This is a genomic window from Paenibacillus sp. FSL H8-0048 (assembly GCF_038002825.1).
GTDB lineage: Bacteria > Bacillota > Bacilli > Paenibacillales > Paenibacillaceae > Paenibacillus_AQ.
Genome location: NZ_JBBODF010000001.1, coordinates 1797292 through 1810390, shown reverse-complemented (window position 1 = coordinate 1810390; position 13099 = coordinate 1797292). Strand labels below are relative to the sequence as shown.

The following is a 13099-nucleotide window of genomic DNA, read 5'->3' as shown; positions in this document are numbered from 1 at the left end:
ATGTACATGTAAAGGAGACGGTAATATGCTTAGATTGGTCAATGTGGAGAACGGTGCGGTAAAAGGCTTGCCCGCAGCCGATCCCCGGATTACTAGCTTCAAGGGAATACCGTTCGCAGCTCCGCCTGTAGGCGAGAACCGCTGGCGGGCACCGCAGCCTGCCGAAGACTGGGAAGGCGTGCTGCAGGCCCACGAGTTCGCACCGGTCTCCATGCAGGTCAGACAGGAGCTGGATGACAACAACATCTATACCCGTGAATGGGCGGTTGAGCCGGACATTGCGATGAGCGAGGATTGCCTCTACCTGAACGTATGGACCCCGGCCAAGCAGGCGGACGAGAAGCTCCCCGTCTATGTATGGTATTTCGGCGGCGGACTGCAGGTCGGCCATCCGGCAGAGATGGAATTCGACGGCGAACGGATTGCCCGCAGAGGGATTGTAGTTGTGACGATCAATTACCGGCTGAATATCTTCGGCTTCCTCTGCCATCCTGAGATTACGGCCGAATCACCGGAGGCGCCTGCTAACTTCGGCAACCTTGACCAACAGGCGGCAACCCGCTGGGTGAAGCGCAATATTGCGGCCTTTGGCGGCGACCCGGACAACATTACCATCGGCGGGCAGTCGGCGGGCGGCGGCAGTGTCATGAGTCAGCTTACCTCTCCGCAGAACGAAGGATTATTTCAGCGGGCGATTGTTGAAAGCGGTATCTTCACGGACCTGTACCCGGGAAACCTGCTGCCGCCGCTCCGGGGAACGCTGCAGGACGGGGAACAGGATGGCATTGAGTTCTTCAAGTATCTAGGCGTATCCACTCTGGCGGAAGCGCGGAAGCTGGATGCGGACTACCTGCGGGACAAGGCTGTAGCGCTTGGCGGGTTCTGGGGTACGGTTGCCGACCAGAAGTTCCAGGTGGGGAATCCGTTCGATCTGTTCGTGCAGAATAGACGCTTGCAGGTGCCGGTGATGCTCGGCCATACCTCTTCCGAATTCTTCAGCACTCCGAAGGTACAGTCCTACGAGGAGTTCAAGCAGCTTGCGGCAGACATGTTCGGGGAGGATGCGGAGACCTTCCTGAAGCTTAGCGGCGCACGGCCGGATGCTGTTCAGGAAGCGGCGGAGCGGGCAGCGGTAAGCGGGATCGAACACGCCATTCGTATTGCCGCGCAGGCGAATGCGGATACCGGAGGAGAAACCCCGCTCTATTACTATAACTTCGATGCCGAGATTCCGGGCTGGGATAACCCGGGCACCTTCCACTCGGTGGATCTGTGGTTCTTCTTCGAGACGCTGGCCAAGTGCTGGCGGCCGTTTGTCGGCAAGCATTACGATCTGGCCCGCCAGATGTGCAATTACACGGCGAATTTCATCCTTACCGGTGACCCGAACGGCAAGGATTCCACAGGCGAAGAATTGCCGCGCTGGGAGCCGTACACCCCGGAAGCACCTTATGGGATGCTGTTCGCAGACAAGGCGGAGTTCTCCAGAGAACAGCCAGGCGCTATCATGGATTTTCTGGTGCAGCAGTATTTCAAGAAGGCTGGCAGCCCGGTCTGAGCCGGATGTGATTCAAGCTGGCTGCTAAGATTAAGCGGCCGGAAGCCCGATAGGCTCTGGGGTTACGGCGGCGAAGCCCCGGCCCTGGCCTGTCTCTGGTAATTTCGCGGTGTATGCCCGGTCACCTGCTTGAATTGCCGGCAGAAATGCTCCACATTCGGGTAGCCGCACCGTGCAGCGATATCGGCGATGCTCTCGGCGCTGTGAACGAGGTATTCCTTGGCCATGCGGACGCGGCTGTTAATGACATCCTCCATGCAGGAGAGTCCGAAGTTTTTTTTGTAGATACTCTGGAGATAGCCTGGACTGATCTGAAGCACACCGGCCATTCTGGCCACGGTCCAGTACTCTCCGGGGTTCGTCTGAATGAGCGTGCGCAGCTTCAGCAGCTTATAGTATTGCGGGGTAATATTGTCCTGGAAATAGGATTCCCACAGCTTGTTGAACAGCGCGCGCAGGAGCAGATCGGTGGAGGAGGCTTTGCAGTCCCCGCCCATATGGTGCTCGCTGGCAAGCAGTTCAAGCAGCTTTTGACAATAGTCAGGGTCGCTAAGCGCAAAAGGGATACCTAGGGGGAGCGGAGATTCCGTGACATAAGGCTCATTGGACTCAAAGCGAATCCAGTCATTAATGAACTGGCCGCCGCAGGCCTGATAATACACCTTCTGCTGCGGTTGATAGAGAACTACGCTGTGAGCAGGGTATTGCTGAAGTCCGCCATGCACCCAGAATAGCGCCGGAGTCTTGGTAATGACCATGAGCCAGTGCGCACCGGCGGGAACATCTACAACAAAGTTAGAAGCGTGTATCGTATTGCACTCGACATAGTGAATAAGGGCCATTCGCACTCTCCTCCTAATGAATCTCGCGGAATTCACCTGGCGTAATTCCTTCGGATTCCATGAATTTCTTGTTGAAGTAGCTGATGCCCGGATACCCTGAGAGGATGGCCACCTCTTTGATAGAGATAGTGGGATGGCCCAGCAATAGTTGCTTGCTTTTTTGAATCCGGCATTTGGTGATATAAGTGACAGGAGTCATTTTCGTTGCTTTTTTAAATAGACTGCAGAAGTAATTCGGTGTCAGCCCTGCTTTGCCCGCCCACCATTCCAGCTCAAAGGGAAGGTGGGCTTTTTGCTGCATTTCGGGCAACAGAGCCGTTATTTTATCCAGATGATTGGTGCTGCGGTAGGAGGAGAATGGAAGCGAATTGCTCACAAATTCAATGATCACGCTATAGGTTAAGGTGGAGATCCGGGAGGGGCGGAGGAAGTTATAATGCTCCACCTCATGAAATAAATCCTCAAATGCCGAATGCAGGAGGGAAGCGTTCTTCAGCGTCCAGATCGAAGAACTGGTATACCGGTTATCCAGAAAGTAAGCCGGGAGTGCATTGCCATTGAACTGAATCCAGAAGATATTCCACGGGTCTGACTCCGAGCAATAATAACGCATACGGTCGTTCGGGAAATGGAGAAAAGCATCTCCAGCGCCCAAGGTGAAGGTCCGGTCCCCGATTTCGATATCCCCGCTTCCGCTGGCGATATAATGCAAGCTGAAATCTCTGACCCCGTTCGGCCGGTTCACATTATGATCGTCCGGGCGGACGAAGTTTCCGAACGAATGCGGAAAGCAGAAGAACCGGAATTCCGTAAAGTTGGGTAAGTAATAAGTCCGCATGTTGCTGTCCCCCTACCTTTCCTCTATCAGACGAAATCTTAATATAGTTTCATTAATAGTATAATATTATTATTTCGTCAAGGATTATTGATCATTATAATGAAAACAATAAACTATTTTTGTTTTAGAAAACGGTGCCCGATATATAAAAGTGACAACGCTTTCTAGAAAATGTTAGCTTACGCCGCGCTTCCCCGGGAAGGTAAACTACAGGTAAAGGAGGAACGAATGATGCAGCTCGAAACAAACGTAACCGGCGCGGAGGTTCAGCGGGGCCAGATATGGAAGCGGTTTAAAAAACAAAAAGTGCTCCATTTATTTGTCGGACTTGGCCTGATATTTCTGGTGATTTTCTCCTATACGCCGATGTTCGGGATTCTGATGGCATTTAAGGACTACAGTATTTCCGACGGGATCAAGGGGATTTTTACAAGTGATTGGGTGGGTCTCCGCTATTTCGATGAATTTGTACATGATTATCAGTTCGGGAAGATCGTCAGGAATACGCTCGTGCTCAGCTTCCTGAAGGTGATTTTTGCTTTTCCAGCTCCAATCATACTGGCCATTCTGCTCAACGAAGTGAAAAGCATGCCGTTCAAGCGGTTTGTGCAGACCATCAGCTATTTGCCGCATTTTATCTCCTGGGTAGTGGTGGTCGGGGTCTCCTATGCGTTCCTGTCCGCAGATCTCGGTCTTGTGAACAAAGCGCTGCTGCAAGCCGGATTCATCGACCAGCCGCTTAATATTCTGACCAGTCCGAATTATTTCTGGGGCCTCGCGGTAGGAAGTGCCGTGTGGAAAGAGATGGGCTGGTGGACTATTATCTTTTTGGCGGCCATTACAGGCATCAATCCTTCTCTATATGAAGCCGCCGAGATTGACGGGGCTGGCAGGCTGGCCCGTATCCGCCATATTACACTGCCGGGGATGAAGGGGACCATCGTGGTCGTGCTGGTTCTGACCATCGGCAGCATTCTTGGAGGCGGCTTGGTCGGCTCTAACTTTGAGCAGGCGTATCTCCTGGGGAACAGCATTAATAATCCGACCTCGGAAATCGTGCAGACCTATGCGTTCAAGGTGGGGTTAAGCGACGGCCGGTTCTCGTATGCAAGTGCGATTGATTTAATCCAGTCTGTTATCTCGGTCATTCTAATCTTCTCCAGTAACTTCATTGCCAAGCGCGTCTCTGGCTCAAGCCTATTCTAGAGAAAGGAGCGTTAACTGTGCCCAAGAGTCAAAAACAAAAAGATCTGGTTATGGACAGCATTGTTTATTTGCTTCTTTCCATTATTGCGCTAACGATGCTATATCCCTTTTATTATGTACTGATTGCTTCGTTTAACAAGGGATCTGACACATTGTTGGGCGGGATGTATTTATGGCCGCGCAGTGTAACCTTTGAGAATTACAGGATTTTTCTGGAGGACCCCAAATGGATGAAGGCATTTCTGGTTACTGTGGCCCGCACGGTCTCCGGCACTGCGCTTGGGCTTCTGCTTACCAGTCTCGTCGCCTACGCGCTGTCTCACCGGGACCTGCTGTTCAGTAAATTTTATTTCACCCTGATTATTTTCGCGATGTACTTCTCCGGCGGCCTGATTCCGTATTACGTGGTGCTGCGTTCATTGGGACTGCTGAATACGTTTGGTGTGTACATTGTCCCTTCTATGCTGAATACGTTTTTCTTGCTGATCGCCATCTCGTTCTTCCGGGAGATTCCCGGTGAATTGAAGGAATCTGCTCACATGGACGGCGCAGGCGAGTTCACGATTTACTTCCGCATCATCCTGCCGGTCTCGATGCCGCTGCTTGCCACCATGGCTCTGTTCATGGGTGTAGGCCAATGGAATTCCTGGCTGGATTCCGCGTATTTCGTCCAATCCGAGAATCTGCGGACGCTTACGTTCCGAATGATGGAGATCATCAACCAGAGCAACGCCCCGATGGATTCGGTGGCAGTGGCCAACCGGCCCGGCGGCGGGGTCACCAGCTTCTCGTTGCAGGTCACCTCGATGGTCGTCTCCATCCTGCCGATCATCTGCGTGTATCCTTTCCTGCAGAAGTATTTTGTACACGGAATTATGTTAGGTTCTGTCAAAGGTTAATCAGAATGCTGAGAACAAAACAGGGAGAGATAAACATTGCTTAGAGAGAATCTGGACCGGAATTGGGAGTTTGAACACGGAAAGCCGTTTCACATTCAGCGCAAGGAAAACGGGCAGGCAAGGATCGTCCATCTGCCGCATGACTTCACGATTGAAACGGATACCTGGGCGGAGGCTCCCGGCGGAAGGGCAACCGGGTATTACGGCGGAGGAATCGGCACTTACACCAAGCTGCTGGATATCCCGGCAGAGGCAGAGGGCAAGCGGGTTCTGCTCGAATTCGACGGCGCTTATATGAACACCACTGTGGTGCTTAACGGACATACTGTTGCCCAGCATCATTACGGATATACTCCATTCCATGCGGACCTCACGCCTTATATTAAGCCCGGCAAGCCGAACCGGCTCGCGGTTACGGTCAACAACGCCGCACAGCCCAACTCCCGCTGGTATACGGGTTCAGGCCTATACCGCCATGTCGATCTGTTAATCAGCCCGAAGCTGCATATCGTGCCATGGGGAATCTATGCCCGCACCTCGCATATCGTGGGCGGCACAGCGTTCATCATTGTGGAGACAACGGTAGCGAATCATACGGATACCCCGGCGAGTGTATGGGTGGACCTTAAGCTGGAGAAGGAAGCCGGAGGGGGTGAGGCGGGAAGTGGCAGAGTGCGGGTCTATGTACCGGCAGCGCAGAAGGCCGTGGGCCGGGTGACGGTCGCGGTTGAACATGCCGAATGTTGGGATATTGATTACCCGTGTCTGTACCGCATTACCGCATCTCTGAATGGGAGCGACAGGCACTATGACAGTGACAGCACACTGTTTGGCATCCGCACGCTCAGTGTTGATGTGAAGAACGGTCTTATGCTGAACGGGCGCACGGTCAAACTGAAGGGCGGCTGTGTGCACCATGATCACGGGATTCTCGGGGCTGCCTCCTACAGGGACAGCGAGTACCGCAAAATGAAGCTGCACAAGGATAACGGATATAACGCCATCCGCTGCGCTCATAATCCGCCGTCCAGGGATATGCTGGATGCCTGCGACCGGCTGGGCCTGCTGGTGATGAATGAAGCCTTCGATATGTGGACGATGGACAAAAATCCGCATGATTACAGCTTGTTTTTCGAGAGCAGCTGGAAATCTGACATCGAAGCCTTTATCCGGCGTGACCGCAATCATCCCAGCATCATCATGTGGTCAACAGGCAATGAAGTCAATGAGCGCGGAGGGTTGTCCGGCGGATATGAGTGGGCTGCCCGGCTGGCGGCATGGGTCAGAGAGCTGGACCCGAGCCGTCCGGTGACCAATGCGGTATGCACCTTCTTCAGCGGGCTGGAGGATGAGGATCAGCAGCGATTCTATGATGATCTCAAGAATCCGCCCAAGGAGTCAGCAGGCTTCGTCAACTTCGACACGGAGTTCGGCAAGCAGGTGTGGGACGGCTATACCGAAGCCTTCTGCGCTCCGCTCGATATTGTCGGCTACAACTACCTGATTCATCAATTCGCTGCCGCTGCCCATAAATATCCTGACCGGGTAATCTGCTCAACCGAGAGCATAGCCAGAGATATGGATAAATATTGGGAAGGTGTGGAGCAACATCCTTATATTATCGGTGATTTCAACTGGACCAGCTTCGATTACATCGGTGAGGCCGGACTCGGTAAGACGTTATATGTGGAACCGCATGAGGCAGATGAGGGGCGTAAAACCTTACATGTGTCTCCATACCCTTGGCGCTTGTCCTATGATGCGGATTTCGATCTATGCGGCTTCGCGCGCCCCCAGCTGGCTTACCGGCGGATTGTCTGGGGCTCTGACGAAACCTTCATTGCCTCCCATCATCCCCGGAACTTCGGTAAAACCGAGCTGATTAGCGGCTGGGGCTGGCCGGAATGCGATCATGCCTGGACCTGGAGCGGGTACGAGGAACAATCCGTTACGGTCGATGTCTACTCGGCGGCTGAGGAAGTCGAGCTCATTCTGAACGGCGTAAGCCTGGGCAGGCAGCCGGCCGGGAAGTCTAACCGCTTCAAGGCGCGCTTTGTTCTTACCTATATGCCGGGCACCTTGGAGGCTGTCAGTTATACGGGCGGCAGTAAAGGTTCCAGCGATGTGCTTCACTCGGCTGGAGAGCCAGCGGGCATCCGCATTGTTCCGGAGAAAAAGGAGCTGTCCGCCGATGGGCAATCGCTCTGTTACGCGGTTGTTGAGATCATCGACGCCGCCGGCCATTGCGTGCCGGAAGCCTCGCTGCCGGCGGTTGCCCGGGTAGAAGGCACAGCGTCTCTGGCTGGCTTCGGTACCGGCCGGCCGCAGACGGCCGAGAATTATACGGCTGGCCGGTTCACGTCCTTCAAAGGCAGATTGCTGGCCGTTGTCCGTGCAGGGGGTGAGCCGGGAATCTCCACGCTGACAGTCAGCGTGGACGGGCTGGAACCGGTTAGTCTGGATATTCCTGTGAACTAATCATATGGAGGGATTACATTGACAAAGAGAACAAGCCACAAGATGCTTGCGGCAACCATGGCCGTTACCTTGACGCTGGGACTATTGTCCGCCTGCGGCGGAAACAACGAAGGAAGCAAGCCGGAGGAAGCTGCCGCAACAGCCGGAGCCGGAGCTGTGAAGGAATTATCCTTGTTCATTGATTTTCCCTGGTGGGCAACTAAGGAGTGGAAGGGACCGATTGCGGAGAAAATCACCGAGAAGACTGGCGTTAAGCTGAATGTAACCGTAGCCACCGACGACAAGCAGCTCCCGCTAATGATTGCATCAGGCGATTTGCCGGATCTGGTGCTCACCTCCAGCAACGTAGGGCGGATGTCCGACGCCAAACTGTCGTATTCGTGGAATGAGCTGATTGAGAAGTATGCGCCGGACTTCAAGCTGGACCCCACCCGAATTGCCATCAATACGATGGATAACGGCAACTTCTATACGGTCCGCAATGCTTTTGCCACCCAGGAAGAGATGTCCAAGAATAAATTTGCGCTCGGCGGGGACGGCAATCCGGGGATTGCTGTGCGTGAAGATATCCTGAAGGAGCTGGGGAATCCCCCGGTCCAGACGCTGGATGACTTCGTGAAGGTGCTGGGGATGGTCAAGGAGAAGTATCCCGACATGGTGCCGCTGGTGCTGGACAAGAACTGGATCGAGCAATATTTTCTCCAGCAATTCGGTGCTGAGGCCCTGTTTGACAATTGGTATGAACAAGACGGGAAAGTCGATTATTTCATCAGACAGCCGCAAATGCTGGAGTTCTTCAAATTCATGAACAGCCTGTACCGGAGTGGCTACATTCTGGCCGAGAACTTTGCGTTTGCCAATGATCAGATCGACGAGCAGTATGCGACCAGCGGCAAAGCGTTCGCCCACGGCCACACCGTAGGCACTGCGGATACGGACAACAGCGCGATTAAGAAAAACAACGGTACGTTTACCTTCAAAATGCTGCCGAGCGCATTGACCAAAGAAGCGAAGAAGGTAAGCACGGGACTTGGCTTCGCCGGCACCTTCATCACCAAGAAGAATAAGGACCCGGAGGCCTCGATCAAGCTTCTGCAATATCTGGCCAGTGACGAAGGGAAGAAGCTGACGATGTTCGGGGTAGAGGGCGAGCATTGGACGTGGAATGAAGAGGGACACCCGGATCTGAAGTATGATTCCTCTGATCAGGACTTCATGAATGCAAACGGCATCGGCTGGTGGGTGCTGTACAATGACGGTGTCATGGAGGGCATGAGAGGATATGTGCCGGGCAAGCAGAAGACACAGGCGCTGATGGAGACGAAGGCGATCACAACCTATAAGCCGGCGCTCGGCCTGATTCAGACCCAGCCGGATTCTGCGGAGAAGACGCTTAAGACCAAAATTGACGAGATGATTAAAAATGAGAAGGTCAAGGTCTATCTGGCAAGCTCTGAAGCGGAGGCAGCAGCCAATTACGAGAACCTGGTGAAAACGGCCGAGAGCCTGGGCTTGCAGCAGTTGGTCGATTGGGCCAACGACACGTATCAGAAGAAGAAGGAACTGTTCAAGTAAATCAGGGACAACTGGTAGAGGCGATGAGCCTCTACCTTATTTTGTGTCAGACGATACTCATTACAACAGGAGGAAGAGCAAACATGAGAGTACTGATTGTAGATGACGAACCGCTGATTCTGAACGGGCTGGTGAAGATTATAGGGGAGGCGGCTCCGCTCGGGACGGAGGTGTTCAGGGCGGACAATGCGTTTGAGGCCTTGGAGCTCATGACAGACTGTATGCCGGATGTGACCATAACAGATCTTCATATGCCGGAGAAAAATGGCTTCGAGCTCATTGAGGCGGCCCGGGAGAGCGGTCTGTGCGACCGTTTCATTATTCTGACGGGCTACGATGAGTTTGAATATGTACGCAGAGCGCTCCGCACAGGAGTCGTGGATTATCTGCTGAAGCCGCTGGGCAAGGACGAGATTGCCGCTCTGCTGGCGCGGATTGAACAGGAGCTTCCCTCAGAAGCTGATCCGGAGTACTCGAACCATGCGAAGCGCATACTTGCTTATACCAAAACCCATTATATGAACGATCTGTCGCTGGGCCATCTGGCCGAATTGATGAATCTTCATCCGAAATATATCAGCAGTCTGTTTAAAAGAGTGACCGGCGATACGTTTGTCAATTATCTGAACGGATTTCGCATCAAGGAGGCCCAGAGGCTGCTCCGGTCTCATGGCCGGTTATCCGCGAACGCCATCGGTAAGAAGGTCGGGTTCGAGGACAAGCATTATTTCACCAAAGTGTTCAAAAAGTATACAGGAATGACGCCGGGCGCATACCGTGAAGAGGTCAAACAGGAGTATCCGGCGAGTAGCGTAGAAGCAACCGGAGCTGGAGGACTGGAGCTGCAAGATAAGCGCAGTTAAAGCGTTGCATCCGGGATTTTGTCAATGCCGGATAAGTGAAGTAAAAATGTGAGCGTTGTCATTAAATAGATGCCTCCCTCATAATGAAAGCGTAACCAAAATAAAGACCACAATAATTGAACTGGGGGTTGACTATGAAGACAGGTACAAGAAAAGGTCAGAGCTTACTGAAGAGTACTTCCATCCTGTTGTTGTCTGCACTGCTGTTGTCCGCTTGCTCAGGCAAGCTGGAATCCGGTAACGGCGGGAAGGAAACGCCAGCCGGTAATGATCCGAAGCCAAGCGCAGCTGTAGATGAGAGTCCGCTCGGCAAATACGATCCTCCGATTGAGTTGTCGTTCGTCAGAGATCTTAGCGATGTGGTAGAGAATAACGTGCTTGGCGTATTGAAGGACGAGACGATTGATAACAACCGCTGGACCAAGTTGTATGAGGATCAGCTCGGCATCAAGATCAAATATAACTGGATTGTGAAGGGCAGCCAGACCTCGGACCAGTACTTGCAGAAAATCAATGTCACTCTGGCCTCCGGGGATCTGCCGGATGTAACGCCGGTCAACGCCACCCAGCTTAAGCAATTGGCCGATTCGGACCAGCTTGAGGATATGACGGCGTTATATGAAAAGTATGCTTCACCGTTCACAAAGAAGGTGCTGTCGGGAGAAGGAACAAGTGTGTTCGATGCCGCGACCTTCGATGGCAAGCTGATGGCTATTCCGAGCCTGGAATCCTCTATTGAACGGTCGATGTACATCTGGATTCGGACCGACTGGCTGGAAAAGCTCGGGATGCAGCCGCCGAAGACAATGGCGGATGTCCTGGCAATCTCTGAAGCGTTCGTGGATAAGGACCCCGACGGAAACGGGAAGAAGGATACCTACGGCCTTGGCATTACCAAGGACCTGTGGGGCGGGGCCATGGGACTGGAAGGCTTCATGGCCGGATACAATGCGTACCCGAACATCTGGGTGGATGACGGCAGCGGCAAGCTGGTCTACGGCAGCATTCAGCCGGAAGTGAAGAAAGCGCTTCAGGTGCTGCAGGATATGGCCAAGAAAGGGCAGCTGGATCAGGAGTTCGGCGTGAAGGACGGCGGCAAGGTCTCCGAGCTGATCTCAGCCGGCAAGATCGGGATGGAGTACGGCGAGCAATGGAATTCCATCTGGCCGCTGCAGCTTAACCGTGACAACGATCCCAAAGCCCAGTGGCAGGCCTTCCCGATTGTCTCGGAATCGGGAGACACGCCGAAGGTACCGCTGAAGTTCAGCACGACCCGCTTCTTCGCGGTCAAGAAGGGCGCCGCACACCCGGAAGCGGTCATTAAATTGTTCAATCTGCATGTGGAGAAGAACTGGGGCGAGACGGCCGAATTCGATAAGTACTATGCACCGCCGGAAGCGGAGAGCGTCTGGCAGTTATCCCCGGTTACGCCGTATCCGGTTACGAAGAACGTAGACGCGTTCCGGGAGATTGATGCTGCCCGCAAGGCCGGTGATTTCTCCACCCTGAAAGGTGAAGCGAAGACAATCCAGGAGAAGCTTGAGTCCTATGCTTCAGGTTCAACAGAAGGCTTCTCCTTATGGGGCTGGGAGCGGATCTATGGTGAGCAGGGCTCCATGGGCATAGCCGACCAATATATCAAGAATGACCAGTTCCTGCAGGAGAAATTCGTCGGCGCTCCGACTCCGACCATGGTTGAGCGCAAGACAACGCTTGAGAAGCAGCAGAATGAAATGTTTGTCAAAATCATTCTGGGTGATCCGATCGATAAGTTCGACCAGTTCGTGAAGGACTGGCAGAAGCTGGGCGGCGATCAAATTACGCAAGAGGTCAACGAATGGTACGCAGCGACTAAGAAATAAGGCGCCTCTGGAGGAAGAAAACGACCTTTTCTTCCTCCATTCCATTCTAGCCCTGCAGATGTGGAGGATAACAATGAGAGCAAAACTGCGAAAAGAACTGCCGCTTCATTTGATGCTTTTGCCGGGACTGGTGATGATCATTCTGTTCTCCTACGTCCCCATGGCCGGTGTCATGATCGCGTTCCAGAAATTCATCCCTGCCAAGGGCTTGTTCGGGGATCAGAAGTGGGTGGGCCTGGATAACTTCGAATATGTGATGAACCTGCCAAGCTTCACACAGGTGCTGTGGAATACGCTGTTTATTTCGAGTCTCAAGCTGATTCTGGGCCTGATTATTCCGCTGGTGTTCGCCATTCTGCTGAACGAGCTGGCCAGCAATGTGATTAAACGGTCCGTGCAGACAGCGATTTATCTGCCGTATTTCTTGTCCTGGGTGGTGCTTGGCGGCATCTTGATTGATATTCTGTCTCCATCGGGCGGGATTGTGAATGAATTCCTCGGATGGTTCGGCGTCTCCAAGATCTTTTTCCTCGGCGACAATGACTGGTTCCCCTTCACGCTGATTGCCTCGGATGTGTGGAAGAACTTCGGCTACGGCACGATTGTATATCTGGCGGCCATAACGGGCATCGATCCCGGGTTATATGAAGCAGCTACCATTGACGGCGCCAACCGCTGGCACAAGACCTGGCATATTACCATTCCGGGCATACGCATGGTCATCGTCCTGCTGTCGGTGCTCAGTCTGGGACAACTGCTGAACGCGGGCTTCGATCAGGTCTTCAATCTGTACAGTCCGCAGGTCTACGAGAGCGGGGATATCCTGGACACCTTCGTCTACCGGATCGGTCTATTGGATGCCCAATACGGCGTAGCGACTGCCGTCGGCTTCTTTAAATCCATCATATCGCTCACCTTGATCTCCAGCTCGTATTTCCTGGCTTACCGTTTTGCCAAATACCGGATCTTCTAGAGGAG

Annotated in this window: 10 protein-coding genes; 8 read left to right on the top strand and 2 right to left on the bottom strand. The window is 53.3% G+C overall.

Features of this window, described 5'->3' with window-relative positions; genetic code table 11:
* The first annotated feature begins 25 nt into the window (after nt 1–25).
* Nucleotides 26–1558 carry a carboxylesterase/lipase family protein gene (locus NSU18_RS07930; RefSeq protein ID WP_341148725.1) on the top strand — a complete coding sequence of 511 codons (1533 nt, stop codon included), beginning with the start codon at nt 26–28 and terminating at the stop codon, nt 1556–1558.
* A 62-nt stretch (nt 1559–1620) separates the two neighbouring features.
* Here NSU18_RS07930 and NSU18_RS07925 read toward each other — a convergent pair whose 3' ends face one another.
* Together NSU18_RS07925 and NSU18_RS07920 are read right to left on the bottom strand one after the other, a co-directional pair.
* Nucleotides 1621–2400: a helix-turn-helix transcriptional regulator gene (locus NSU18_RS07925; protein WP_341148724.1), complete on the bottom strand. Its 780-nt coding sequence runs from the start codon at nt 2398–2400 to the stop codon at nt 1621–1623.
* 13 nt (nt 2401–2413) lie between these two features.
* Nucleotides 2414–3238, bottom strand: coding sequence for an AraC family transcriptional regulator (locus NSU18_RS07920; protein WP_341020640.1), 825 nt, complete (start codon nt 3236–3238; stop codon nt 2414–2416).
* A gap of 231 nt (nt 3239–3469) precedes the next feature.
* On the opposite strand from NSU18_RS07920, the gene NSU18_RS07915 reads away from it, so the two are divergent.
* From NSU18_RS07915 to NSU18_RS07885, 7 genes are all read left to right on the top strand, one after another.
* Nucleotides 3470–4444 carry an ABC transporter permease gene (locus NSU18_RS07915; protein ID WP_341148723.1) on the top strand — a complete coding sequence of 325 codons (975 nt, stop codon included), beginning with the start codon at nt 3470–3472 and terminating at the stop codon, nt 4442–4444.
* Between the two features lie 17 nt (nt 4445–4461).
* Nucleotides 4462–5343, top strand: a complete 882-nt coding sequence (locus NSU18_RS07910) for a carbohydrate ABC transporter permease (RefSeq protein WP_341148722.1) — start codon at nt 4462–4464, stop codon at nt 5341–5343.
* 36 nt (nt 5344–5379) lie between these two features.
* Nucleotides 5380–7821, top strand: a complete 2442-nt coding sequence (locus NSU18_RS07905) for a glycoside hydrolase family 2 TIM barrel-domain containing protein (protein WP_341148721.1) — start codon at nt 5380–5382, stop codon at nt 7819–7821.
* Nucleotides 7822–7839: 18 nt separating this feature from the next.
* Nucleotides 7840–9396: an ABC transporter substrate-binding protein gene (locus NSU18_RS07900; RefSeq protein ID WP_341148720.1), complete on the top strand. Its 1557-nt coding sequence runs from the start codon at nt 7840–7842 to the stop codon at nt 9394–9396.
* 83 nt (nt 9397–9479) lie between these two features.
* The gene (locus NSU18_RS07895) at nt 9480–10259 is read left to right on the top strand and encodes a response regulator transcription factor (protein WP_341148719.1); all 780 of its coding nucleotides are present in this window, start codon (nt 9480–9482) and stop codon (nt 10257–10259) included.
* A gap of 134 nt (nt 10260–10393) precedes the next feature.
* Nucleotides 10394–12121, top strand: coding sequence for an extracellular solute-binding protein (locus NSU18_RS07890; RefSeq protein ID WP_341020652.1), 1728 nt, complete (start codon nt 10394–10396; stop codon nt 12119–12121).
* Between the two features lie 73 nt (nt 12122–12194).
* Nucleotides 12195–13094, top strand: a complete 900-nt coding sequence (locus NSU18_RS07885; RefSeq protein ID WP_209992448.1) for an ABC transporter permease — start codon at nt 12195–12197, stop codon at nt 13092–13094.
* Nucleotides 13095–13099 lie beyond the last annotated feature (5 nt).